At 37.8% G+C, this 25,298-nt stretch carries 24 protein-coding genes and 1 tRNA gene; 5 read left to right on the top strand and 20 right to left on the bottom strand.

Going from position 1 to position 25,298, the window contains the following annotated elements; all coding sequences use genetic code 11:
* Window positions 1-289: 289 nt before the first annotated feature.
* From HF974_01445 to HF974_01370, 16 genes are all read right to left on the bottom strand, one after another.
* Window positions 290-685 (bottom strand): GPW/gp25 family protein, encoded by a 396-nt coding sequence (locus tag HF974_01445; GenBank protein ID MBC2697008.1) that lies wholly within the window; start codon window positions 683-685, stop codon window positions 290-292.
* Window positions 685-1,077 carry a hypothetical protein gene (locus tag HF974_01440; GenBank protein ID MBC2697007.1) on the bottom strand — a complete coding sequence of 131 codons (393 nt, stop codon included), beginning with the start codon at window positions 1,075-1,077 and terminating at the stop codon, window positions 685-687. Before HF974_01440 ends, HF974_01445 begins: the two co-directional genes overlap by 1 nt.
* A 2-nt stretch (window positions 1,078-1,079) precedes the next feature.
* A complete protein-coding gene (locus tag HF974_01435; GenBank protein ID MBC2697006.1) occupies window positions 1,080-1,718 on the bottom strand; it encodes a phage tail protein in 639 nt (212 codons plus the stop codon).
* Window positions 1,715-2,752: a phage late control D family protein gene (locus HF974_01430; GenBank protein MBC2697005.1), complete on the bottom strand. Its 1,038-nt coding sequence runs from the start codon at window positions 2,750-2,752 to the stop codon at window positions 1,715-1,717. The genes HF974_01435 and HF974_01430 overlap by 4 nt, the downstream gene beginning before the upstream one ends.
* A gap of 25 nt (window positions 2,753-2,777) precedes the next feature.
* Window positions 2,778-3,407, bottom strand: a complete 630-nt coding sequence (locus HF974_01425; protein MBC2697004.1) for a peptidoglycan-binding protein LysM — start codon at window positions 3,405-3,407, stop codon at window positions 2,778-2,780.
* A complete protein-coding gene (locus HF974_01420; protein ID MBC2697003.1) occupies window positions 3,407-6,124 on the bottom strand; it encodes a hypothetical protein in 2,718 nt (905 codons plus the stop codon). Before HF974_01420 ends, HF974_01425 begins: the two co-directional genes overlap by 1 nt.
* A gap of 7 nt (window positions 6,125-6,131) precedes the next feature.
* Window positions 6,132-6,563, bottom strand: a complete 432-nt coding sequence (locus HF974_01415; GenBank protein MBC2697002.1) for a phage tail protein — start codon at window positions 6,561-6,563, stop codon at window positions 6,132-6,134.
* Window positions 6,564-6,571: 8 nt separating this feature from the next.
* Window positions 6,572-6,754 carry a hypothetical protein gene (locus tag HF974_01410; protein ID MBC2697001.1) on the bottom strand — a complete coding sequence of 61 codons (183 nt, stop codon included), beginning with the start codon at window positions 6,752-6,754 and terminating at the stop codon, window positions 6,572-6,574.
* Window positions 6,748-7,119 carry a hypothetical protein gene (locus HF974_01405; protein ID MBC2697000.1) on the bottom strand — a complete coding sequence of 124 codons (372 nt, stop codon included), beginning with the start codon at window positions 7,117-7,119 and terminating at the stop codon, window positions 6,748-6,750. The genes HF974_01410 and HF974_01405 overlap by 7 nt, the downstream gene beginning before the upstream one ends.
* A gap of 22 nt (window positions 7,120-7,141) precedes the next feature.
* Window positions 7,142-7,582: a phage tail protein gene (locus tag HF974_01400; GenBank protein ID MBC2696999.1), complete on the bottom strand. Its 441-nt coding sequence runs from the start codon at window positions 7,580-7,582 to the stop codon at window positions 7,142-7,144.
* Between the two features lie 31 nt (window positions 7,583-7,613).
* A complete protein-coding gene (locus HF974_01395; GenBank protein MBC2696998.1) occupies window positions 7,614-9,158 on the bottom strand; it encodes a phage tail sheath family protein in 1,545 nt (514 codons plus the stop codon).
* Window position 9,159: 1 nt separating this feature from the next.
* A complete protein-coding gene (locus tag HF974_01390; GenBank protein MBC2696997.1) occupies window positions 9,160-9,567 on the bottom strand; it encodes a hypothetical protein in 408 nt (135 codons plus the stop codon).
* 305 nt (window positions 9,568-9,872) lie between these two features.
* Window positions 9,873-10,418: a hypothetical protein gene (locus tag HF974_01385; protein MBC2696996.1), complete on the bottom strand. Its 546-nt coding sequence runs from the start codon at window positions 10,416-10,418 to the stop codon at window positions 9,873-9,875.
* Between the two features lie 23 nt (window positions 10,419-10,441).
* Complete coding sequence (locus HF974_01380) at window positions 10,442-11,008, bottom strand: DUF4255 domain-containing protein (protein ID MBC2696995.1); 567 nt, start codon at window positions 11,006-11,008, stop codon at window positions 10,442-10,444.
* Between the two features lie 6 nt (window positions 11,009-11,014).
* Window positions 11,015-13,249 carry an ATP-binding protein gene (locus HF974_01375; protein ID MBC2696994.1) on the bottom strand — a complete coding sequence of 745 codons (2,235 nt, stop codon included), beginning with the start codon at window positions 13,247-13,249 and terminating at the stop codon, window positions 11,015-11,017.
* Between the two features lie 52 nt (window positions 13,250-13,301).
* The gene (locus tag HF974_01370) at window positions 13,302-13,613 is read right to left on the bottom strand and encodes a hypothetical protein (GenBank protein ID MBC2696993.1); all 312 of its coding nucleotides are present in this window, start codon (window positions 13,611-13,613) and stop codon (window positions 13,302-13,304) included.
* Between the two features lie 571 nt (window positions 13,614-14,184).
* Between HF974_01370 and HF974_01365 the strand changes: the two genes are divergently transcribed.
* The 5 genes from HF974_01365 (at window position 14,185) to uvrB (ending at window position 20,897) form a co-directional block, all read left to right on the top strand.
* Window positions 14,185-14,258, top strand: a tRNA-Thr gene (locus tag HF974_01365).
* 45 nt (window positions 14,259-14,303) lie between these two features.
* Window positions 14,304-14,528, top strand: a complete 225-nt coding sequence (locus HF974_01360; GenBank protein ID MBC2696992.1) for a hypothetical protein — start codon at window positions 14,304-14,306, stop codon at window positions 14,526-14,528.
* Between the two features lie 75 nt (window positions 14,529-14,603).
* Complete coding sequence (uvrA, locus tag HF974_01355; GenBank protein MBC2696991.1) at window positions 14,604-17,426, top strand: excinuclease ABC subunit UvrA; 2,823 nt, start codon at window positions 14,604-14,606, stop codon at window positions 17,424-17,426.
* On the top strand, window positions 17,419-18,969 hold the full coding sequence (locus HF974_01350) for an excinuclease ABC subunit C (GenBank protein MBC2696990.1): 1,551 nt from the start codon (window positions 17,419-17,421) through the stop codon (window positions 18,967-18,969). The genes uvrA and HF974_01350 overlap by 8 nt, the downstream gene beginning before the upstream one ends.
* A complete protein-coding gene (gene uvrB, locus HF974_01345; GenBank protein ID MBC2696989.1) occupies window positions 18,963-20,897 on the top strand; it encodes an excinuclease ABC subunit UvrB in 1,935 nt (644 codons plus the stop codon). The genes HF974_01350 and uvrB overlap by 7 nt, the downstream gene beginning before the upstream one ends.
* Before the next feature lie 66 nt (window positions 20,898-20,963).
* Here uvrB and HF974_01340 read toward each other — a convergent pair whose 3' ends face one another.
* From HF974_01340 to HF974_01325, 4 genes are all read right to left on the bottom strand, one after another.
* Entirely contained in the window at window positions 20,964-23,114 is a 2,151-nt protein-coding gene (locus HF974_01340; protein MBC2696988.1) for a hypothetical protein, read from the bottom strand.
* Window positions 23,098-23,352 carry a hypothetical protein gene (locus HF974_01335; GenBank protein ID MBC2696987.1) on the bottom strand — a complete coding sequence of 85 codons (255 nt, stop codon included), beginning with the start codon at window positions 23,350-23,352 and terminating at the stop codon, window positions 23,098-23,100. Before HF974_01335 ends, HF974_01340 begins: the two co-directional genes overlap by 17 nt.
* Window positions 23,353-23,982: a hypothetical protein gene (locus tag HF974_01330; protein ID MBC2696986.1), complete on the bottom strand. Its 630-nt coding sequence runs from the start codon at window positions 23,980-23,982 to the stop codon at window positions 23,353-23,355.
* 378 nt (window positions 23,983-24,360) lie between these two features.
* The gene (locus HF974_01325; protein MBC2696985.1) at window positions 24,361-24,693 is read right to left on the bottom strand and encodes a hypothetical protein; all 333 of its coding nucleotides are present in this window, start codon (window positions 24,691-24,693) and stop codon (window positions 24,361-24,363) included.
* Window positions 24,694-25,298 lie beyond the last annotated feature (605 nt).

The raw sequence follows: 25,298 nt of genomic DNA, 5'->3' as shown, positions 1-25,298 counted from the left end.
GATAGAATGTTAATGGAACCTTTGATGGTCTGGCCGGCAGCAGATTTATTCCTGCAAAGTTAAAAAAGGCAAGTCTTTGTTTATCCGGAATTTTATTAAGCTGTACAATCAGCATCTCTGTCATCTTCGAAAAGAGTTTGAGCAATACCAGACCTGGATTGTCAGTATCAAAATATCCCGCCTCATCATGGATGGTCAATTCAGGACAGTACGTACTGGCAAGTTCCAGTGTCTGTTGATATATCTCTTCTGATGTCCTGTTATCCAGAACAGGCTTTTTATTTTGCATCTATCCCTCACCAAGGTAAAAAGGATATACAAGGTTATACCGCGTATTTGTCGAAATAGCCTTATATTCAATATCTATATTCATCCGTACCTTTTCGTTATTATCAGGATTAGCATCAACGTTTATCAGTTTGATTCTTGGTTCCCATTTTTTCAAAGCCTCTTCTACATAAAAAATTACAAGTGTCGCAGTGGATATATTATTTGCAGAAAAAACAAGTTCATGTATCCCACATCCAAAGTCAGGCCGCATAACACGCTCACCTTTTACAGTACCCAGGATTAACAGTATAGATTCCCTAATAGATTCTTCATACCCTGACCAGGTAACTTTTCCGGATTCAACTTTCAATGGAAATCCAAAACCGACTCCAAGAAAATCCTTTTCCATACATATCACCCTATAAATACCGTACCTGCTGCAATTACCGTACCCACTGGCATATCTGCAGGATCATTGCAGGTCATTGCTGTGTCACCATTCCTTGCAGCCATTTTTCCATTAATCTTTACCGTGACGCTTCCCATTTTTATAGTTGCTTTGTTTGAGGGAGGCTTCTGGAACGGTCCGCCTTGTGGAATATGGGGTGGAAGATTCGAAGCAATCGAATCAACTGTTGCAGCCGGCATACCCATTATCTTTACATCAGGACTGAGATTATTATCAATAATACCCATAAAAGGATGAGGTAGTGGAGTTGGAACCGGACCCCCGGGTGTTGGTATCATAATAATATGAATATCTATTGCTGTGATCTGATCTCCCTGTTTAGCTGCCGGTAGTCCCATGATTAATTAATATTCACCATTGCCCCTTTAATGTTCAGATTGCCTGATGCTTTAACATCCACACTGGAAGTAGCCTCGATCTTGGTAGATGCAGTTGATTTAGTCTCAATATCCATTGCTTCTATTGTTACCTTTCCATTGGGTGCTGATAATTCGATGTCTTTATCAGACTTGATAGAGATCGTATTATTCTTTGTATCTATGATTATCATATTTTTTTCGGTTTTATCCATGATCTTTATCTGTTCTGATCCATCACTATCATCAAGTGTTATCACATGCCCGCTCCTGGAGCGGATCACTCTTATGTTATTCTTTCCATCGCTGTTATTTTCAGGAGGTACATCCTTTCCATTCCACAATGATCCGATGACATACGGCATGTTAATATCACCATATTCAAAAGCCACTAACACCTCATCATCAACTTCCGGTAAGAAAAATGCACCTCTCTCTTTTCCTGCCATAAAAGATGTTACTCTTGCCCAGTTCGATTCATCCTCACCACTTAAACGGGGGATCTTGACCTTTATGCGTCCAAGTTTTTCAGTATCTTTATTATTAGTAACAATCCCGACTACAACACCATATATTCTTGAATCTGATCTTTTTTTCTGCTCTAAGATATCAGTAATACTCATATGCCGGTTCTCCTCACTTTAAAGGTTGTTGTATATACTCCTTCTTTGATTGAATGTACTGTAGAGATCACATAATATATTCCGCTGATCCGTTCTCCGAACCCTTTGATCTCGACAGTTATGCCTGCTCTAATCAAAGGATTCCCCATACATTCCCCCTCACCGGATATGAACTCTTTAAGCATAAGGTTATATTTTGCTTTTGCAATATTCTGCGCTTCATCAGTATCAGTGATCATATCATCTACAATGCAAACCGAAGATGAACCAAAAACACTTTCTGAAAAATAATAACCTGATTCCTCACCTGCCATTTTAGTATTCTCACTTCCGCTTGAAACAGTAGATATTATCTCTTCTTTTTTCTTGATGTCCCAGCCCCTTACTTCAATCTGGCTTCCTTCTGTCAGTGTTTTAATCTGTACTGAAAAGCTATCAAGATCCACACCATACTCAAGAGTTAATTCAGGTGTTTTATCTTCCTGTGATTTTCGAAAGATAAATGTATCATTATTTACAAGCATCTCAAAGCCAATACGCTTTCCGCGTTCAAGCAAGAATTCGTAATTGCTCTGGTCATTCTGGAAAATATAAAGGTGTGTTTTTTGGGAATCTTCAACTTCAGGGGTCAGACCTACTTCCGAAGCAATGGATGAAGCGATATCGCTGTCTTTCATATCTGTAAAAGAACGCCGCATTGTCCCGAATCTTAATCTATGAAGTTTATCATAACCTCTTATCTCTAAAAAAGCAGTATCGGAAAATGTCAGATCAAGTGCTGTGATCTCACCTGTCATTATTTCCACTGCACTGTCCATACCCATAGAGAGCTTGACACTATCTCCCGGCTTGAAGCTTTCAAGATCAATCCCCTTCCATGTTCCCTGCATGAAATTAACAATATTCAGCTTAATAACAAACATTGCCGGCAGATTGATCTCATCCTCAAACGTAACCTCTTTAACAGCCATCAGCAGTTCATCAGAAAGCTCATTTCCATCAAAGAGCAGCTTGAAACTGGCAACATTTATAATATTACCTTCCATCAGGCAGGACTCCTTAATCAGGTATTACTAATGTTTTTCCAATGTCATGCGTCTGAGGAAATGCAATAGGGTCATCAATATTATTTTCATCAGCTATCTTTCTCCATAAAGCTGCATTTTTTAGTGCCTTATGAGCAATGAGATCAAGCCTATCACTGCTTTTTATTGTCCACACTTTCCTGCAGGCTTCAATCCCCATATACTCTGCATACTCCTGTGGAGTAGCAACAGATTTGAAGGTAAAGGTTAGTTCTGCTCTAACAGGTATCCCTGTTTCAAGGAACATTGTAAATTTCTGATCAAGTTTATGGATTATTCCTTTATACGTAAACTTTCCCCAGACAAAAAGGCAAATAGGAGGCCTATTTCGATCCGGTCCTTCAACAGCAGGCATTAATAGTTTAGCAATTTTATTGGTTTTTTCTCTTACATCAGATTGTGTTTCATATGTATCAAAAAATGATTTGACAATGAAATCTACAATGTCTACCTTATTAAAGGAAGGGCTTGATTCCTGTCCTTCATCAGGATTAACTCTACCAATGATTGAAACCGTATAATCCTCGGGATTAAACATAACATCTATTATTTCTGTTTCGTCACCAGTATCATCAAGTATTTTAATTTGAGCTTTTTCTACCATTAGAATAAACCTCTCCTGTCCTTTTCTATTGATATCTTTTTCTCGATTATCTTGTATACCTTATCGGCAATCATGTGAATTTCATGAACTGATCTGTGCTGCGAGGATTCTTTTATCAGGCTTTCATTTATTCTTGTTGAATTTATACTTCTATCAGGTATTTTTTCAATTTTTTCCTGAACATTATTTGCATTTTGTGAAGTGGGTATATTGAGAACAGGTTCGCTGGCATATATGAGATCAACATCTTGTATTGGAAAAATCTTTTTATGAATTTGTTCCTCTTCATTAAAAGAAGGATGTAATCCATATATAAGGGGATGAATGACTCTTGGACTTATATTATTATCACTATTAATTTCTTGAAAATGATTGGTGATCTTAGAATTTTTTTTAATTATATGATAATAAAGTCCAGTATCGTCAACAATTCTACTTTGCTGTGAGTTTGAAATATTTGCTGTTTCTTTAGATACATTCTCATCTTCAATAAATCTATTTTTTTTAATTATTTGTAATAATTTAAAAAGATGTTTTTCATTAGTAAAATACTGTATTTCCGGATAAATCGGATTATTAAATTTAGAATCTGTATTTCTAATATTGATAAAGCTCTGTAAATAATTACTAACTATAGGATTTATTGAATTTACAGTAATTCCTGATGCTCTAACTGTCGTGTTTGAGGTGGGAAATGATATGTCGTCTCCAGTTCCATAATACTTATTAGTTATGTATTCATGTGGTATGGTATATTTAATATTAGTATTATTAGTATTATTAACAATCCTGCCTTGCTTTGGAATTGAAATATTTGCTGTTTCTTGAGATGTGTTTTTATCTGCAATTGATCTGTTTTGTTTAATTATTTGTAATAATCTAAAAAGATGATTTTCATTAGCAAAATACTGCATTTCCGGATAAATCGGTTTATTAAATGTAGAACCTGTATTTCTAATATTGATAAATCTCTGTAAATAATTAATAACTATAAGATTAATTGAATTTACAGTAATTCCTGATGCTTTAACTGTCGAGGTTGAGATGGGAAATGATATGTCATCTCCAGTCTCATAATGCTTAATAGTTATGTATTTATGTGGTATAGTACTATTAATATTATTGTTATTAATAATCCCGCTTTGCTTTGGAATTGAAATATTTGCAGTTTTCTGAGATATATTTTTGTATATAATTGGTCTGTTTTTTTCAATTATTTGTAATAATTCAAAAAGATGTTTTTCATTAGTAAAATACTGTATTTCCGGATAAATCGGTTTATTAAATTCAGGACCTGTATTTCTAATATTGATGAATCTCTGTAAATAATTGCTAACTATAGGATTTATTGAATTTACAGTAATTCCTGATGCTCTAACTGTCGTGCTTGAGATGGGAAATGATATGTAGTCTCCAGTCTCATAATACTTGTTAGTTATGTATTCATGTGGTATAGTATTATTTATATTATTATTAACAATCCTGCCTTGCTTTGGAATTGAAATATTTGCTGTTGCTTGAGATGTGTTTTTATCTGCAATTGATCTGTTTTTTTTAATTATTTTTAATAATCTAAAAACATGGTTTTCATTAGTAAAATACTGTATTTCCGGATAAGTCTGTTTATTAAATTTAAAACTTGTTTTTGTAATATTGATGAATCTCTGTAAATAATTACTAACTATAGGATTTATTGAATTTACAGTAATTCCTGATGCTTGAGTTATGTTTTTATCTGCAATTGATTTGTTTTTTTTAATTATTTGTAATAATCTAAAAAGATGTTTTTCATTAGTAAAATACTGTATTTCCGGATAAATCGGTTTATTAAATTTAGAACCTGTTTTTATAATATTGATGAATCTCTGTAAATAATTACCAACTATGGGATTGATTGAATTTACAGTAATTCCTGGTGCTCTAATTGTCGTGCTTGAGATAGGAAATGACCTGGCATCTCCAGTCTCATAATACCTATTAGTAATATGTTCATGTGATATAGTATTATTAATATTAGTATTAGTATTAACAATCCCGCCTTGCTTTGGAATTGAAATATTTGCTGTTTCTTGAGATATATTTTTATCTGCAATAGGTCTTTTTTGTTTAATTATTTGCAACAATTTTAAAAAATGGTCATCATAAGCAAAATACTGTACTTCCGGATAAATCGGTTTATTAAATGTAGGACCTGTATTTTTAATATTAATAAATCTCTGTAAATAATTACTAACTATAGGATTTATTGAATTTACAGTAATTCCTGGTGCTCTAATTGTCGTGCTTGAGATAGGAAATGACCTGGCATCTCCAGTTTCATAATACTTATTAGTTATGTGTTCATGTGATATAGTATTTTTAATAATATTATTAACAATCCCGCCTTGCTCCGAAATTGAAATATTTGCTTTTTCCTGAGATATATTTATATCTGCAATTGGAAAATATGAACAATATTGCCTGAATACTTCCGGATACTGTATATTAAAAGATTTGATAGAATTATTAATAAATATTTGATTATTTAAATTAATTTTCTTATTAACGCTTCTATTACCAAATAACCTGAGGAATATCAATGAAGGCAGTCGGCCTGAATTTCTGAAAATACCATATCTGCGAACTATATTTTTAGAAAAAGCAAAACCGTCAATTCCAACAGGCGGCTTTGATATTCTATCCTGTAAAATCTTAACAAATATATTGTATCTATTCATTTTATTGCTATAATAAAAGGTGATGAGCTAGTATCAATGTCTCACTTGCAACAGTACTATTTTTAGCATTGAATGTAGGTCCTTCCCATTTGATAGGATACGCTTCAAAGAAATGATAGTAGTCCAGGATTTCATTTCCGGAGTGATCAAATAGATAAATTGTCCCACTCTTTCTTTCGAATTTGCCGGATATTACAGTCTGATACCAGCCCCATAATTCCCAATCCATAAGTCCACGCTTCAATGTAATGTTACTGTATTTTGTAAATTTTGGGAGTTTATATTCGTAGTTATTGACTCCTCCTTCTTTTATAGTTTCAACTTCAGTCTCAATTGTTAAACCTGAAACATCGGTAAATCCGGCCGCAATAATACCTTCTATTTCCACTTTAAATCTATAGGCACTATAAGGGTCTGATCTTTTTCCTGTTTGCGACATAGCTTTCCCTATACATCCAAAAGACTTTTTGTTTTATTTGAATTCATTTTCTTATTTATTTTACTAACCTCTTCACACCACTGCTTACGCTCATTATGTTCCATATTTATAATGGTCTCATAATCCCAGTGGAGGTGATATGCCAAAAAGGCTACCTCCTCATATACATTATCGAGTGGGTAGCCTATAATTCCCCCGACGAGGTTGCCTCTATATCAAACTCATGCTCACATTTAGGGCATACCGCTTTGATAGTATTCGAACCGTTTTGATTGATCCTGTTGTACATATCCTGAAGGTATGCAAAATCCACTGTAAAGAGTCCTTCAATAATCCTTGGATTTACCATCTTCAAATCTCCCAGACTGGTAATTACTCTGGAAAAAAGGATTACAGTCAAATATGCCGGATTATTCTGCACCCTTGGATCTTTCATAGGCAGTATCTCATCAGCCGCGGTAGCAAGTCTCATCTTCCCTTCTTTATGAAGTGTGCCGTCTTCATCCGCAAATCCCATAGGTAAGGTAAAATCATATTCTGTCTGTAAGATTCCCATTTTACTTCCTCTTAATTAAGCATTACTTCACTCGTTTGACTCCTTCATGTACTATTTCAAATGTTTCGATGACCACCTCATTCGCTTTTGCACTGAAATCAGATGAATCATATTTGGTTGGCCATGCTTCGTTAATATCCCACTGTGCCTTATCATTCCCTTCCTCATCGATCAAAATCAATGAGATGCTTTTTCTTGCTGTTATAGCGCCGGAATCTTCAACAAGCTTTTTCCAGTTATAAAGCTCCATTGAATCAGTCAGCCCCTTTTTAAGCGTTATATTTCCATATTTGGTAAGTCCTGATAATTTTCTTTGGAACGGTTGATCTGTACCTTCTCTATAATCAGTTACATCTGTGGTTGAATCGGGGATAGTGGCATCTGCAAAACCTGCTGCATCAATGCCATCGATCTCTACTCTGAACCTGAAATTCCTATATGGATCGTCTCTTTCTCCTGTCATATTATTATCTCCTTTGTGGTATTAATTCACATTACTTTGTCAACGTTTTCTGGCTGATCCTGATTATTACGAACTCAGCCGGTTTTACAGGTGCTACTCCAATCTCTATGATAAGCTGTCCTGCATCTCTGACTTCAGTCGGATTATTCTCTTCATCAACCTTAACATAAAAAGCCTCTTCAGGAGTATTTCCGAATAAAGCACCATCTCTCCAGACCCTTAAAAGGAATGCTGTAATATTCCTTTTTACAGATCCCCACAGAGAAGGAGTGTTCGGCTCAAAAACTACCCATTGAGTAGCTTTGTCAATGGATTCTTCAAGGAAAATAAATAGCCGTCTGATGTTGATATATTTCCATTCAGGATCGGCGGAGAGAGTTCTTGCACCCCAGATGCAGATTCCTGATGACGGGAAGGAGCGGATCACATTTATTCCCGTAGGGTTCAATCCGTCATGTTCACTTTTCGTGATTATCTTTTCAATACCAGTAACAGTATCAAGATAACCTTCTACAATACCAGCAGGTGCTTTATGGACTCCTCTGACTGTGTCGGTCTTAGCATACGTACCTGCAACAGCTCCGGATGGAGGTACGGTTTTTATCCTTCCTGTTGCCGGGTCGGTGATTTTAATCCATGGATAATACAGTGCTCCATATGAGGAATTAAATGCATTTCCTCTATAATCACCAGTTCCTTTCTTGAAATCGAGTATTTCCATTGGGCTTAAATCAGAAGGAGGATCAGCAACAAAGAAGCAGTCACCTCTGACCTGGCAGTAATTTAGTCCTGCCAGCATTACCCCTCTTTCTCCTGCCATATCAGGAATAGCTACTATGTTAATATCATCGATCACATCAAATGCATAAAGGCCGTTCTGTGCACTTTCATCACCAATAAAATCCGTAGATTTCAGATCATTTATACCATCATCACCTTCTTGAAGAGTAATTGGTTGGTCAATACGTGGTTTATTTCCCGAACCTGCAACGCTATTAGGAGGACTTCCTTCATCCCAGTCATCCTTTTCAACTCTGATATAAGATAAATCATTATTATTGATCTTATCTTCTACATTGTTTATGGTAAGGTCATCAATTGCTTCTATTTCAATATCATTATATTTGACGATCAGTTTGAATCCGTTTTCTTCAAGTTCAGGATCAGTGGCGGCTTCAACGTCAATTGATATTTCATCACCCCATTCCCCATCAGATGATGCCAAAACCCTTAGTGCGGGTTCATTACTGCTGTCTGTTAATGTCCCGGCTGAAGGTGAAGACGCTTTTGTATTCAGATCCTGTATATCCGAATAATGGCAGGTTCGAACAACATAGCATCTTGTTCCTCCTTCATTGAAAAATTGATTCACTGCATATGCCATATTTCCATTGGCAATATAACCTCCGAATTTATTAACAAACTGTGTCCAGTTTGCTATCAGCTCTGCTTTACCTATTGGTCCCTTTTCGGTGATTCCTACAAAAGCACCAGTTGAAGTACCTACTCCTTCAATTGGCTTTACTCCTGAGGACTTTTCCTCAACATAGACTCCTGGCGATAGATATTGACTCATATTATCCCTCCAAATTATTTAATTTTTTCTCACTGACTGTTTCATCTGTTATTACCGATTCATCTGTTATTGTCGGTTCATCTGATATTACCGATTCATCTGTTATTACCGATTCATCTGTTATTGTCGGTTCATCTGATATTACCGATTCATCTGATATTACCGATTCATCTGATATTACCGATTCATCTGTTATTACCGATTCATCTGTTATTATCGGTCCAGCATCAGGTTTCTTATCATGATGACTTTTAATGATAGCCCCTTTTGCAATTAGTTTTTGAAGATGTCTTGATGAATATTCTTCATCTGATACATCTGCTGTACCTTTTGATAATAAAAAGATACTTTTACTTTCATTCAAATTTATTATTATTTTCTGGTCTAATTTATTTCGAATTACAACCATAACACCACCCTATCTAAAAATTAATTCTAATGCAGAACAAAATCCTCGCTAGCACTCAGATTTTCTTGACTGAAGCTTTGAAGAAGCTGAAGATTAGAAAATATGAACGAAGTGAGCATTTTCGATATTCAAATTATACCTTAGATACTATTGGAATGATTAATAAAACATTCGGCATAATTTTTCAGATTATCCAAAAAACATAAAAAGACATATTTTGAAAATTATTATATACTTTGTGAATTGATTAGCAATTATGATTCAATAGTTTTGCAATTACACGTTATACACTCCCATATCTAATTTTAAGTTAATTGTATTGTCTGTGCTTGTATAGTCTTACCAATTATTAATGAAACTGTTAGTTTCTTTGGTTTATACCCATCCTTAACAATATTGAGTGTTGATTTTTTAGCTTTATGTTTGGTATTAAACCGGATGAAAAAACTACCATCCTCTTGGGAAATATTATCCGACACAGCTCCCTTGACTTTTATAGAAGCATTGGGAACTGGCATATATTTAGAATCAATGATCTTACCTTTTATAATTGTCATTCCTTCCGGAAAAGGATAGTTGGCTTTTGGTTGTAGAAAAAGATCAATGAATGGGTGTTCACGATCGATCGATGTAAAATCTATACTGAAATCTTCCTGTTTGTAAAATGCACCACCTACTGTGAGAATGAACTTCACTTTTGGAAAATTTAATAATAAAAAATATCCTGTACTATGTTTTATGATAGGTTTTGTTATCATTGATGTATTTAAAAAAACATCTCCAATGACTTTTTTCTCAGGAGATATATCATCCTTTGGCATTACAGCCAGAGTTAATATTGTTTTAACCATTTGATTAAAAAACCTACTTTTGTTTATTTTTTCTTTGTATACACTTCGATATCCTTTTCTATAACACGCTTGATCCTGATATCCGGTTTCTCTGAGGGGATTTTTATAGGTGTAAATATATAAGACACTGAAAGTTTGAAATCCTGATTAGGAAACCGTTCCCAGAGTTTGTTCAGTTCTTCAAAAGATAGATTGTTGGCAATAACCCGTATCTTATCATTTCCACTTTCTTTTAGGCTTACTGTTAGCATATCATCCTTAATTACAGCATTATCATAAAAAATCTGCATGATCCGCTCAAGGATTATGACTTCTGTTTCTCTATTATTGGCAAAAGGAGTGAATATATAATATAGATCAAGGGCAAGAGGAGAGTAACGCATTTGATCTATGCCAATGGGTTTTGGTTCAACATTTCGCAGATGGCTATTCTCAACGATCTGGTACAGGAACATTGAAAGCTTTGGAGTAGTGGTAGCTTCAATATCTGCCGGTGAATCAAATAGAATGGAATTTTCATCAGAAAGTTCATATATTTTTTGATGAAGTAATTCCTTTACTGATTCTCCAACGTCCCTTAAGATTGCCATTTAATTTTATTCCGCCTCAATAAGTTCATAATATGGTGTAAAATCTGCCTTTAAGAAGGTTTTTCCCATTTTCTGATATTCCCGTTTTGCTGCATGCATAATATGGGACATTTTGATTCTTTCAGACCTATCAGCAGCATAAAATGCCGATGCAATAGCTATATTTTTAATATTACCTCCTGCAAGCTTCAGCTTCTCAGAGATAAAATCAAAATTTATGTCATTACTAAGCGGTGCTTCCTCTGGAAATATCTTGATCCATATTTGTTTTCTCAGTGTTTTATCAGGGAATGGAAACTCTACTATAAACTGCATCCTTCTTAAAAAAGCATCATCAATATTTTTACTAAGGTTCGTAGCAAGTATCACAACACCTTCATATTCTTCCATTTTCTGCAGTAAATATCCGGTTTCTATATTAGCATACCTATCATGGGCATCTTTTACTTCCGAACGTTTCCCAAAAAGGGCATCTGCCTCGTCAAAAAACAGGATTGCATTACTGGTCTCAGCTTCTTTAAAGATCTTACTGAGGTTTTTTTCTGTTTCACCAATATATTTACTTACTACACTGGAAAGGTCGATCTTATAGATATCCAGTTGGGCTTGCGTGGCAATAATCTGTGCAGCCATGGTCTTGCCTGTACCGGATGGTCCTGAGAAGAGGGCATTCAGACCTTTTCCCAGTGATATTTTTTTATCAAATTTCCAGTCCGAATATACCGTTCCTTTATGCTTTATATATATCCTTATTTCTTTCAGTTGCGCTTTTATATCTGCTGGCAGTATAATATCCTCCCAGGTATGTAGAGGAATTATCTTTTTAGCTAACTCACCAAGCTTCTTGTTAGACCTAGCTTTTGCACCCTCGTAAAGGTCATGTACAGAAAGTCCGGAAACATCCGGGTTTCTTAATCTTGCAATATTATTTGCAGTGTAAATAGTATCTTTTATCTGACCACCGCTGAAGTTGAACTTAGTAGCAAGTGCATTGATGTCAGCATCATCTATTATTGTAGAATAACTTTCTAAAAATGAGCTCCATATCTGTTTGCGGTGTGTGAAAGAAGGAAGGGGTATATTAAAATTTATATATCTGTGTTTTGCAAGAGCCACTTGTGGTTCCCACATTTCTTCACTTGATAGAAAAATCAAATTTGGAAAATCATCTAGTTTAAGAATCAAATTCCTTATATTTATTCCAGTATCTTTTTCAATAAACAGAGCATCAAAACCTTCAAGATATAGACATGAATGTTGTAATCGGGCTTCACGGATTATGGTATCCAGTATTTCAAAAGACTCATCCTTTATCAAAGCCTTTGAATCCACTACTAATAAGGACATTCTTAATTCGGTGCAAACAGCTTCAGCCGTTAGTTTCTTTCCAGTACCATAAGGTCCATGTAATTGTATTATCAAAGGAACTTCAACATGAGAATGGTACTGTAAAAGCTCGATCAATTTATTTTTTTCATCCTCTGGGATTATAATATCCGAAAAATACTTATCAGATTCAATTAAAGTGCAAATATTTTTTATTTTAGGATCGATCGCATCTGATTCTAATAAAAAGCTAATGATCCTTTCATCTACCTTCAAGGAACGGGATAATAATGGAACCTCGTCCATCGGATTATCATCTGTAAAATAAATGAGATGGTTGTTGATCAATGTACCAGTATATGAGAATTTTTGCCTTGCTCTGAACTTTTTTTCTATAGAAGGATAGAGGAGTTTTAACACCAGATCAACACTCGGACGCTTTTTTGTTAGATCATTTTGAAGATAAGCATATAGTTTTTCATATCGTAGATCCAGCTCTGGTGCCAGGCAGATTAAAATAATATCTATTTCAAAAGGATCAAGTTGAAAGAGTTCTGATAGAATGTGAAGCCGCAGTTCTTTTCCTTTCTTTATACTATAATTTTTCTTTTGGTAAATTTCCCTGGTTATTGTTTCAATATGCTCCAGTTCTGAATCTGAATATGGATCAGATCTCATTTCACACAGAGGAGTCTGTAAAATTGCATTCACTTCATCTTCTGATATGAATAAACCCCGGAAATCATCCATATATCCCTGATGATCTAACCTGTATTTCTTTAAGTAAAAACGGATCATCAGATCAATTCTATGAAGTTCATAAAGAAGATATTCAATATTGGTATTATAGACTGTTATATCATCGATAAAGAGGAATTCACTGGGATTCTCTTCGGATTCAGGAATAACTTTCATAGAATTACTTCTTTATGGTAATCTCACAACCAGTTCATATATCTGCCCAATTCTACAATCTACGATATGCAGTCAATAGTATATCACCATCAGATAATTTCCCCAATGATTTCAACCGATCAACTTCTAACAGGAATTTCCCAAGGGTATTTTGATCAAGATTATTTTTCTCTGCAAACTTCATAGCCAGACTTTTCAGTTCTTTTCTGGATGAATATCTCTTGGGCATTTTATTATCAAAAAAATCAAATATCAGCCCACATTTTTTGTGTCCTATGGTGGACGTAGATGGATTAGCTGAAGTCGGTATATAGTCTTTAAATGTTTCTCCCTCGATAAACTCACCACATTCACATAAAATCATAAAATTCTCTCCCTTATTTTTAAATCAATATACAGATTTATCTATTTTAAAGAAGTATCATAGCAAAATTGCTCACTCCTGAATTTTGAAAGTTAATTTCACCCACATTCTTTCAATGAGAATATTGATTATTTTTAGTATATATGCCTTTTGCAAAATCTATGATAATGACCCCCATGATTTTAAATAATTATCAATATTTATTTTAATTTATTTAAATAAATGAATTTATATGCTGGAATCTTATCATTAAAATTAGCCAATTCCACCCACTAGCACCGCTTCCCCCAAAAGTCCCTCCATCTGCCCCAGAGTCCCTCCCGCGATAATACTTTCAGATGTATATTTTATATCCAGCAAACCGATAAACCTGGGCTGCAGGGAAAATACATGATACTACATCACATTCCAGCCAAAATGTATCCCAATAGCTGACAATAACCCAAACGACAATACTTCGCAATTAAATATAAATATGGATTGCAATCATATACAATGTTGGAGGCAGAACACCGAAGATTTTATGTGCCATTATAACCTTCAAGCGTCCACTTTTATTAGACTAAACAATGCCTTGGTGGCTCAGCCCGGCAGAGCGAGTGATTTGTAATCACTAGGTCGGGGGTTCAAATCCCCCCCGAGGCTTTTAAAATATTTTTATAACCCTGTTTTCAGACCACGTTTTATTGCATGAAAAATTGCCGCTGGCATGTAAAAATACCTACGAAATATTCCGTAAGTTTTAATGCAAAGAGATTCAAAGGAAGAACCAGCAGGATATTGCGACAGGAATTTGCTGAGTTGAAGGAATGGTGCAAAAAGAGTTTATGGGTTCCAAGTCTCTATCATGGAAGTATTGGTTATGGCTGTAGTTTTGCTCTTCAGAAAGACTTGAATATAAGTTACAGAATGTAATAGAAAAAGCAATCAAGGAAATCAAACATTAAAGATAAAATCAGTGGATATTTTGTGCTTTCAGGGGGGAAGTAGTTGAAAAACATCAAAATTAAAGGAGCACGGGAACACAATCTGAAAAACATAAACGTTGAACTCCCACGCGATAAGCTGACAGTGATAACTGGCATCTCCGGCTCAGGAAAGTCAACACTTGCATTTGACACAATTTATGCAGAAGGACATCGACGATATGTCGAATCACTATCTTCTTATGCACGGCAATTTCTGGGACTAATGAGCAAACCTGATGTGGATAGTATCGAAGGATTGTCTCCAGCTATATCTATTGAACAAAAAACAACAAGCAAAAACCCAAGAAGTACCGTTGGAACGATTACTGAAATCTATGATTATTTAAGACTGCTGTTTGCAAGAATCGGCGTTCCATATTGCCCTGAACATGGCATAATAATAGAATCACAGTCTCCTGAAAAAATTGCGAAAAATATCTCAAAAGAACTTACTGGGATGATAATCATCCTTTCGCCAATTGTTCGCCAGAAAAAAGGAACCTATGAGCAAATTTTCAAGGATTTAAACGAAGAGGGGTACTCAAGAGTAAGAGTAAACAAAACTATCTACAGGACAGATGAAGAAATTCAACTTGAGCGATACAAAAAACATGACATAGAAATTGTAGTCGATCGATTAGATGTAAGGGACAGATCAAGACTTGCCGAGGCATGTGAGAATGCGATTAATAGGTCTGATGGTTTGATCCTCGTTCTTGATGATAATGATGTTGAACACACATATTCTTCTAAGATGACCTGCCCGAAGTGTGGAATTTATTTTGAAGAATTACAGCCAAGAATGTTTTCATTTAATAGCCCATTTGGCGCTTGTGAAGTATGCCATGGTCTTGGAATTAAAATGGAATTTGGCGAACATCTCATCATACCGGATGAAGGAAAATGTATTGTAGATGGCGCTATTGCACTTTATAAAAATATGAGGGACGGCTGGCGCGTACATTATCTGGGGGGAGTAGCAAAACATTTTGGGTTTGACATATTAACTCCCATTAAGGATTTGACAAGGAAACAATACGATGTGCTGATGTACGGCTCTTTGGAAAAAGTCAGTTTTAACATGACTGCAAAAAACGGAGACACTCAATGGTCTGGGAAAGGAGCGTGGGAGGGACTTATTCCTCAATCTGAAAGACTCTACAAACAAACGGAGTCAGATTACAGAAGAAAAGAACTGGAAAAATTCATGATCATTTCTCCCTGTCCTGCTTGCAGTGGAAAGAGACTAAAATCAAAGGTTCTTTCTGTGAAAATTGCAGATAGATCGATCATTGACGTTACCGACATGTCAATAAAACAATGCATTGTTTTTTTCAAAACCCTGATACTTTACAAAAAACAGGAAGAAATTGCACGTCAAATTTTAAAAGAAATCAAAGCAAGGTTGGATTTTCTTGATCGGGTGGGTCTTAACTATTTAACCCTTTCAAGAAGCACAGGCACTCTTTCTGGTGGGGAAGCACAAAGGATCAGACTTGCAACGCAAATCGGATCTAATCTCATGGGTGTTGTATATATCCTTGACGAACCATCCATTGGACTTCATCAACGTGATAATAAAAAATTAATTGACACTCTGTATAGATTGAGAGACCTTGGAAATACGCTAATTGTTGTCGAGCATGATGAAGAGACTATACGGCACGCAGATTATGTTATTGACATGGGCCCCGGGGCAGGACTTCATGGGGGAGAGATAGTAGCAGAAGGAACACCAGAAGAAATCGAAAACCATCCCGCATCACTTACCGGAAAATACCTTTCAAAAAAATTACAAATCGAACTGCCAGAGGTAAGAAGAAGATCTGACAGCTACATTCATATTAACGGGTGCTGTGAACACAATCTAAAAGATGTGGATGTAAAAATTCCAATCGGTGTCCTGACACTTATTACTGGTGTTTCCGGTAGTGGAAAATCCACTCTTATTTATGAGATATTATACAAGGCCTTAATGAAAAAACTCCATCAATCAAGGATAATTCCCGGAAAACACCATTCAATCGAGTTTGATGATAAAATAGATAAGGTGGTTGTGATCGATCAAAGTCCGATAGGAAGGACTCCCCGAAGCAACCCGGCAACCTATACAAAAGTGTTTGATGAAATCAGAAAAATATTTGCACAAACACCTGAAGCAAAACGAAGAGGTTACAAGCCAGGGAGGTTCTCATTTAACGTAAAAGGTGGAAGGTGTGAGGCATGTCGTGGAGATGGGGTAATAAAAATTGAAATGCATTTTTTGCCTGACATCTACATTGAGTGTGAAGAATGCAAAGGAAAACGGTACAACAGAGAAACACTTGAGGTTACCTATAGGGGGAAGACAGTTGCAGACGTTCTTGATATGAGTGTTGAAGAAGCACTGGACCATTTTCAAAACATTCCATTTATCAGAAAAAAACTTGAAACACTTTCACAGGTCGGACTTGATTACATCAAACTTGGTCAAGGTTCCACAACTCTTTCCGGGGGAGAGGCCCAACGAATTAAACTAACCCGTGAACTTTCAAAGAAAAGCACTGGAAGAACGATTTATCTACTTGATGAACCAACAACAGGACTTCATTTTCATGATGTAAAAAAACTAATTGATGTCCTCAATGATTTGGTAGATAAAAGAAACACAGTCGTTGTAATAGAACATAATCCGGAAGTCATAAAATCAGCCGACTATCTAATTGATTTGGGTCCGGAGGGTGGAGATTTAGGCGGGGAGGTTGTTGCCTGTGGAACACCTGAAGAAGTATCACAAAACAAACGAAGCTATACTGGTGAAATTCTAAGACCTATCTTTTTTTTAAAGGGAAGGAAGAATGTTTGATGTAAAGGGCCTTCCGACTGAACCAGGGTGCTATCTTTTTAAAGATAAAAATGATAAAATAATCTATGTTGGCAAGGCAAAAAACCTAAAAAAACGAGTTAAAAGCTATGTTCAAAAAAATGACCTGGATGTAAAAACCCAATGTCTTATAGAACGTGTTGAATCACTTGAGTACATTGCAACAGATAATGAAGTTGAAGCGTTTATTTTAGAAAATATTCTCGTTAAAGAACATCAACCCAAATATAATATCGACCTGAAAGATGCGAAAAGCTATGCATTCATTCAACTAATTGACGAGGAATTTCCAAGAGTCCTTCTTGCGAGAAATAAAACCGGAAAAGGAAAGTTCTATGGGCCTTTTGTTTCTGCCCAGGAAAGAGATTATATTCTTCATTTTTTAAGAAAAACATTTGCTCTTAGAACGTGCAAGAAAATGCTCAAGAAACCGTGTTTGAGGCATCATATAGATCTTTGTGACGCTCCATGCATTGGTCTCATTAACAAAGAAGATTATAATAAAAAAATAGAGAAGGTAAAATTAGTACTATCTGGAAATGCAAATAAACTAATAAAACAAATGCAAAAAGAAATGAAAATTCATTCAGGAAAATCACAGTTTGAGCAAGCACTTAAGATTAGAGACGAAATAGCAGCAATAGAAAAACTTAGCGAACATCAAAACATGCAAAGGCAAAAACAGTATGATGAAGACATCATCAACTACAAAATAAGGGATGGAAAGGTATATCTGATGCTTTTTAACATCTACAAAGGATTGCTTTCAAATAAAAACGAATTCATTTTTGATTACAATGATGATTTCTTAGAAGAATTTATCATTCAGTATTACTCAGAAAATCCGGTTCCAAAGGAAATTATTACTCCTGGGAAGATGAGTGGATCAATTGATCTGTTTCTGCAAACAAAAAATGGTAAAAAGGTAAAAATTACAAACCCTCAGAGGGGTGCAAAAAAACAACTTCTTGATCTAGTTGAAAAAAATATCGAAATCACGTTCTTTGCTGACACGGATAAAGTTGATGCACTTAAACTGAAACTAAAACTCCATGAGGCACCCGTAGTTATTGAATGCTTTGATATCTCTCATTTATCCGGAACATCAACGGTTGGTTCTATGGTCCAATTTAGAAACGGAAAACCAGATAAAAGTAATTACAGGAGATTCAGGATACGAACCGTTGAAGGAATTGATGATTTTGCATCTATTGCTGAAGTTGTGGGAAGAAGATACACTCGACTGAAAAATGAGGATGGAGAGTTACCAGATCTTATTATTATCGATGGTGGAAGAGGGCAACTAAACTTTGCCCTGCAAGAACTTGAAAAACTTAACTTAAAAATTCCAATAATCTCTATTGCCAAACGGTTTGAGGAGGTTTATGTTCCTGGAATGATTCATCCGCTGAAACTTGCACAAACAGAAAAAGCTCTACATTTAATTCAGGAAATACGAGACGAAGCACACCGCTTTGCAATTAAATATAATAGATTACTTCGTAAAAAAGAGCTGATATCGTGAACAAATTTAAACTCATAACCGATCTAAAGCCAGGAGGGTCACAACCCGAAGCAATAGACAAACTTGTGGAAGGACTCAAAAGTGGTGAGCAATGTCAAACACTGCTTGGGGTTACTGGGAGTGGTAAAACATTTTCCATGGCCTGTGTTATAGAAAAGGTGCAAAAGCCAACACTCGTGTTCACCCACAATAAAACACTTGCTGCGCAGCTTTATAGTGAGTTTAAAGATTTTTTTCCGGAAAACCGTGTTGAGTATTTTGTTTCTTATTATGATTATTATCAGCCTGAATCATATATTCCCCGGAAAGATCAGTATATTGCAAAGGATGCAGACGTAAATCCAAAGATTGAACAGATGAGACTTGCGGCAACTGCGTCGTTGCTTTCCAGAGAGGACGTGATCGTTGTTGCTTCAGTTTCATGTATTTACAGCGTTGGAGACCCGGATGATTATTCCAAGCTTGGTTATGAAATAAGAAGGGATCAGCAAGTAGCAAGAAATGACATTCTTGGAAGACTAGTTGACATGCAGTACGAGAGAAATGATTTTGATTTAAAATCAGGAAGGTTCAGGGTAAAGGGAGATACGATTGACCTCATACCGGGATATTATGACAATATCATTCGCATTGAGATGTTTGGTGACGAAATTGAAAAGATAAAGGAAATCGATAAGGTAACAGGTGAAACAACAGAGGTTATAGATTATTTTTTTATATATCCTGCAAAACATTTCGTCATTGCAAAGGAAAAGAAAGAACGGGCAATAAGGGCAATTAAACAAGAGCTTGAAGAACGGCTGCCACAGCTTGACCTGCTGGAAGCTCACCGGTTAAAACAAAGAACTCTTTATGACATTGAAATGATTGAAGAAACTGGTTTTTGCAAGGGAATTGAAAATTATTCACGGCATTTTGATCGGAGAAAAAGTGGTGAAAAACCCTTTTGTTTGCTTGATTATTTCCCTGAGGATTTTCTGATGTTCATTGATGAAAGTCATCGTACTATCCCCCAGATCCATGGGATGCATCGTGGTGATTATTCAAGAAAAAAAACACTTATTGATTATGGGTTCAGACTACCCAGTGCATATGACAATAGACCTCTTACATTTAATGAATTTGAAGAATATATGCGAAATACAATCTTTGTTTCTGCAACGCCTGGTGATTATGAACTTGAAATATCCGGCCGGATCGCAGAACAAATAATCAGGCCAACCGGACTTGTTGATCCAAAAGTTGAAATGAGGAAAATCAAAGGTCAAGTGCCTGATCTAATAAATGAGATCAATAAAACGGTAAAACGAGGAGATCGGGTAATTGTTACTACGCTTACGAAAAGACTTGCTGAAGAACTTAGTGAATATCTGGCAGAAAAAGAAATTAAAACAAGATATCTCCACTCTGAAATTGATACTCTGGAGAGAACAGAGATTATTCGACAATTTAGACTTGGAAAATTTGATGTACTAGTTGGTATCAATTTGTTAAGAGAGGGACTTGATATTCCAGAGGTAGGTTTTATTGGTATTCTTGATGCAGATAAAGAAGGATTTTTACGTGATGCACGAAGCCTCATTCAAATCATTGGAAGGGCGGCAAGGAATCTGAATTCAGAAGTCGTTTTATATGCAGATAATCTCACAGATTCGATTAAAAAGGCACTTGAAGAAACAAACCGAAGAAGAAACATTCAGCTTGAGTTTAATGAGAAGCACAATATAACTCCCACTACAATTGTAAAGCCCATAAAAGAAAAAGTAGTTGACGTTAAAGATACAAAACACATTCCTAAAACAGACATTCCAAATATGATAATCGAGCTAGAACTTGGGATGAGGAAAGCAGCTGATGATCTTGATTTTGAAAAAGCTATATTTATTAGAGATAAAATAAAAGCACTTAAACAAACAATATCCAGGTAGGCTAAATGAATAAAAAGGATAAATGGGGAATTCCTGACTGCCGTTGACACTGTAATTGCCCTATCCTCAAAACCCTTCAATCCTCATCTGCTCACTTCCCATCACCACATCATCCAGCACATCCCTGTCATATCCAAAAGGCCGCAGCAGGCTCTCAGCTGCCCGTAGCGTGATGTCATAATACTTCTTTTTGTCATACACCGTGTCAGGCTCTATCAGTTCGGCCACCTTCACCCTGTTGTGGAAATACCTTGACCTGTGGTTGGTGTGTATGTACTGCACAGCCTGCCCGGGCTGCACCTCCACACCTTCTTCCCTTAACTGGTACAAAGCTGCAGCCTGGCTCCCTTTCTGCCTGTAATTTCCAAGCTTGTGCCTGGTGTGGGTGGTGAATACCAGATCTTCGCAGTCGGCCCTGCCGTTTAATACCTCACCGGCATAGCGGCGCACCACATCCAGCACGCAGGGGAGGTTACTGTATAATTCGTCCACGGTGCGGGCACATTTCATCTGATCTAACATATCATGCTGCAGCTGCTTGATGTATCTGGGTGTATCCCTGCGCCGCAATTCGATTCCCCTCACCTTCATTTTTCCATCTGTCATCAGGCCGAAGTACCGGTTCATGGCCCCGGCCCGGTTGTGGCGGTTAGATGGAAACACTATCCAGTGGTAGTGCCCTTTGAGTTCCAGTGGGATTCCCACGGTCTCACTCACAAGGTCGCATAGTTCCCCTGGGTCACCGCTGCCCCTGACCCACAGGCTGTCCACAATACCATGTAGTATATCAAATCCCATACCCTGGGCAATCTCCATGGTTTGGAGCAGTATCTCCCTGGCGTAGGCAGTGATGGATTCGTGGCACTCTATCCGCCCGAACCTTGCCTTGTTGAACCCCATGTAGCCAAAGCTGGTGACAAGCAGCCATTTAAGCACATTCTGCATCATCCTGTGCTCCTCGCTGCCGCCATCTGCCATTTTCTTATAGGCCAGACGCCGCTTGATCAGTGGCCCGATGACCCTTGGTATGAGCCCCACCCGCTTCTGGCAGATGTTATATCCGATAAAGGGCACCCTCTCGGGCGAATCCGGGCAGCACTTGCACAACACGGTTTCTGGGGAGATGTTCTTTGTGACCATAATGTGGGGGAACAGGCTGGTGAAGTCCACTTCGGCTGCATTTTCATATATACCTACCCTGGGTTCCAGTATCAAAGCACCCCGGTCCGAGCGCAGCAGTTCTTCTGCGGTCTTGAAATTCTCGGATAGGTTACGCCGCCATGGAACCAGTACACCGTCCTTTAGTGCCTGGTTCACCTGCAGGGCCGTGACCGCACTGCCAGGACTGAGCCTGGATAACTGTTGCGGGGGTATGCCCGTTATCCTGCCCAGGTCGATGAGGCCCCGCATCCCGCCTTCACGGAAGATGAATGTCTGCTCATCGATGTGCAGCCTGCCTTTTAGTGGGTAACCGCCTGGTTTGTAGATGATGCGGCCGTAGCTGAAATACGACCGGCCCTTGTTCTGTGCGGGCGGCTCGTCCCGCTCCCGGCCCAGTTGAAGTGATGCCCCTGTTTTTGCTGCCCTGTGGTACAGGTATGGAAGCTGGAAACTGTCGCCGCCATGTGTCAGTATCACCTCAGGGTTCATTTCTTTGACCAGGGAGGACAGGCTTTCGATCATATCGGCTTCTGGCATACCTTCGAGGGTGTGGTCACCCAGCCGGATATCACGCAGGGAATCGCTAAAGCAGGGGTTGCGGCCTGATTGCGGTGTGATGTCCAGTTCTAATGTGGTTAGTTCGGGAATAGAGTAGTCGGTAGTCTGCTGGTCGTCATTGAGGTGCATTTGTGAATCCAGCCGAGCCATGGGGAACAGCCCCTTCTCAAGTAGGTACTGCCTGGTTGGGGGCAGGTCCACGTTGTATGCCCTCCAGCCCCGTTTCTCCAGCATATCTGCAAGGTTGAATACCCCGCTCCAGTCATCCAGGGATATGGCAAGCACATCTTGTGGCTCCTGACCCAGGGATGTTATTTTCTGTTCGACCCTGACATGCCGCACCTGGGGCAGGGTGGATATAAGATGCCTGTTGTGGACGGGACATTCCAGGTATATGCGGGGTAGGTATCTCACCCTGTGGGGTGTGCATTTGTTGCCTTGTTTGACCCAGAGGATTATGTGACCGTCCCTGTACTCGATATCAAGGAGATGGGGCATGTTTTTCCTCCTCCAGGTCGTCTATTTGTTTTTGCTGTTCGATGAGGATGGACAGTACTATAGTATCCATGGGGTCAATGGATGCCGCCACTGTGGATGCTGAGGCATGTTCCCGTGCCATGTCCATGATACGATCAAAGACCTGCTGGTCGCGCCGGCGCAGTGCCCTCCTGAAATCGCCAAGCTCCATGGTGATACTGTCAAGCAGCATCCTGAAACTGGGCACGGTCCTGCCCATTTACACCACCGCCGTGTATGCGCTGAGTTGCATCTGGCCCGGCGGTATGGGCATAAATTCCAGTACGTTATTTTCGTCCATTATCCTGAGCAGTTTGCGGCGCTGTACTACCCTGATGACCCTGCCGGCACACTCTTCCACCAGCCTGGCACCCCACCAGGTCCCTCCATAGCTGGTTATGATGGTGGTCAGGCTGTGGGTACGGGTGTAGTCCTTCAGTTGCTTTACTGCCTGCTCCAGCAGTCTGCGGGAATGGGGGCTGCCGAAGAGGTGGGGCAGGTATGCCACTGCCAGAAGCCCTGGCTGCCATTTTTGGATAACGGGCGGCAGCTGCTGTGTGAGCAGGTCGTTCATCTGGTATTCGGTGAAAGCGCGGGCTACGTGGGTCTTTGTCATTACGGTCTTTATGTCTGCCTGCAGCACCTTTGATATGCTCCGCAAGGTGTAGGGGTTGAAGCTGTTGCCTCCGTCCACGATGACTGCGTCCTGCTGGTGTCGGTCCGCAGTATGGGCGCACAGGTACAGGAGCAGGTCGGGTACGAACTTCGAGGGGCCTTCTACAAGGGTTATGGTGGAGGGTTTGAAGCTTTCAAGGTCAAGGCCACAGGCTTGAGAGGATGGATTGTTCATACGGTAGCCTCGCATTTTGTTGAGTTATGTGGATGTTAGGTCGTATGGGGGTAATAATGTGAGGATAGAGCGAGGTGAAAGTATTCTGGGACATTCTGGTTATTTTTATTCCAGTTCTTGTAATACCTTCATGGAACACTCATTTCAAACTAAGATAGGAAAGTTACCACAGAGTTTCATAAGGAAATTCACATCATCGCAATCCCACACCTGTATTTGATTTTATTGTGATCGTACTTTTTTTACCTCGTGGCTGCCACATTCTTGCATTTACTACATTGTGGAGAAGGTGACAAGGATCAAAAAAGAGCAGAACCGTTCCTTTTTGTTGGGGATAGTATTCTATCTGTTGGATAAAATCTTTTTGTATAGTTTCGGTTAGAGCCTTGCCCGGAAACAATCCTGTTTTCTTAAAGGATAATTGAAGTTTTTTTTACACAAGAGCTGCACATGACTCAAATTGTACTCAATACCAAAGTTCTGCTTAATGTAGTGCTGTACGTCTTTTGCAATAGCAAATACACCTTTATCGGCTTTGATTTTAAGCTCAGATAATTGCTCTTCACTTAATTTTGCTTGCCCGCCAATATAATTGAGCACGAGTAAAGAGTCGATTCCACCTTCCTTGTAGTAATTGATCCAATTGGTGATGGTATTATTCGTAACCGACAAGAATTCAGCAATATCTGAATATTTCCAACCAAGATACATGAGTTTAAATGCTTGAATGCGCTTCAGCACTTTAACAGACTTGGTTTTAGGCTCAGCAACTTTAAGTTGTTCATACTATGTGTCTGAAATGTCAACTCGTTGAAATAATTCACCTTTTCTCATATACGATATAATGCAGTCATAGCAGGTAAAAGTTACAAAAAATAGATGCGATTTAGTATGATATTATTATGATAAGCATTACTATAATACTATTTTTCAATATTTATGGAAATATTTAAGTACTTATAACTAATTAAATAAGGATGGAAAAGAGATGATATTTAAAAGAGTTGAATGTGATTATTGTCACAAGGAAATACTCATTCTTGAGGAACATGTTACAGAACCGATGTTCTGTACGCTGGGTTGTATGGATTAAAGTGAAAAATATCAGAATGTGAGATGGTCTGTTACAAAAGGGTTTGAAAAATTATGATGAAATTTAAAGCGATGCATGACTTTCGGATATATGGATTATATCGGCAAGTTAGATCTGAGAAATTTGAAGATATAAATATGATTCTATTTTGAAAAGGTGTTATTTATGAAAAAAAACCAAGCTATTAATACTCATATTTTATTTGTAATATTATGTGTTTATA

It is taken from the genome of ANME-2 cluster archaeon (assembly GCA_014237145.1).
GTDB lineage: Archaea > Halobacteriota > Methanosarcinia > Methanosarcinales > Methanocomedenaceae > Methanocomedens_A.
The sequence above is the reverse complement of the archived record's forward strand: the minus strand, read 5'-3'. Positions and strand labels throughout refer to the sequence as shown.

Excerpts from the sequence above, each read along its gene's own strand:
- HF974_01360 (MBC2696992.1), top strand. The coding sequence starts at position 14,304 with ATGAAAAATTGCCGCTGGCATGTAAAAATACCTACGAAATATTCCGTA.
- HF974_01325 (MBC2696985.1), bottom strand. The coding sequence starts at position 24,693 with ATGTATCTTGGTTGGAAATATTCAGATATTGCTGAATTCTTGTCGGTT.
- HF974_01370 (MBC2696993.1), bottom strand. The coding sequence starts at position 13,613 with ATGATTTTATGTGAATGTGGTGAGTTTATCGAGGGAGAAACATTTAAA.
- HF974_01375 (MBC2696994.1), bottom strand. The coding sequence starts at position 13,249 with ATGAAAGTTATTCCTGAATCCGAAGAGAATCCCAGTGAATTCCTCTTT.
- HF974_01425 (MBC2697004.1), bottom strand. The coding sequence starts at position 3,407 with ATGGTAGAAAAAGCTCAAATTAAAATACTTGATGATACTGGTGACGAA.
- HF974_01340 (MBC2696988.1), bottom strand. The coding sequence starts at position 23,114 with ATGCCCCATCTCCTTGATATCGAGTACAGGGACGGTCACATAATCCTC.
- HF974_01440 (MBC2697007.1), bottom strand. The coding sequence starts at position 1,077 with ATGGGACTACCGGCAGCTAAACAGGGAGATCAGATCACAGCAATAGAT.
- HF974_01420 (MBC2697003.1), bottom strand. The coding sequence starts at position 6,124 with ATGAATAGATACAATATATTTGTTAAGATTTTACAGGATAGAATATCA.
- HF974_01385 (MBC2696996.1), bottom strand. The coding sequence starts at position 10,418 with ATGGTTAAAACAATATTAACTCTGGCTGTAATGCCAAAGGATGATATA.
- HF974_01390 (MBC2696997.1), bottom strand. The coding sequence starts at position 9,567 with ATGGTTGTAATTCGAAATAAATTAGACCAGAAAATAATAATAAATTTG.
- HF974_01395 (MBC2696998.1), bottom strand. The coding sequence starts at position 9,158 with ATGAGTCAATATCTATCGCCAGGAGTCTATGTTGAGGAAAAGTCCTCA.
- HF974_01350 (MBC2696990.1), top strand. The coding sequence starts at position 17,419 with ATGTTTGATGTAAAGGGCCTTCCGACTGAACCAGGGTGCTATCTTTTT.
- HF974_01335 (MBC2696987.1), bottom strand. The coding sequence starts at position 23,352 with ATGGGCAGGACCGTGCCCAGTTTCAGGATGCTGCTTGACAGTATCACC.
- HF974_01380 (MBC2696995.1), bottom strand. The coding sequence starts at position 11,008 with ATGGCAATCTTAAGGGACGTTGGAGAATCAGTAAAGGAATTACTTCAT.
- HF974_01400 (MBC2696999.1), bottom strand. The coding sequence starts at position 7,582 with ATGACAGGAGAAAGAGACGATCCATATAGGAATTTCAGGTTCAGAGTA.
- HF974_01435 (MBC2697006.1), bottom strand. The coding sequence starts at position 1,718 with ATGAGTATTACTGATATCTTAGAGCAGAAAAAAAGATCAGATTCAAGA.
- HF974_01405 (MBC2697000.1), bottom strand. The coding sequence starts at position 7,119 with ATGGGAATCTTACAGACAGAATATGATTTTACCTTACCTATGGGATTT.
- HF974_01415 (MBC2697002.1), bottom strand. The coding sequence starts at position 6,563 with ATGTCGCAAACAGGAAAAAGATCAGACCCTTATAGTGCCTATAGATTT.
- HF974_01330 (MBC2696986.1), bottom strand. The coding sequence starts at position 23,982 with ATGAACAATCCATCCTCTCAAGCCTGTGGCCTTGACCTTGAAAGCTTC.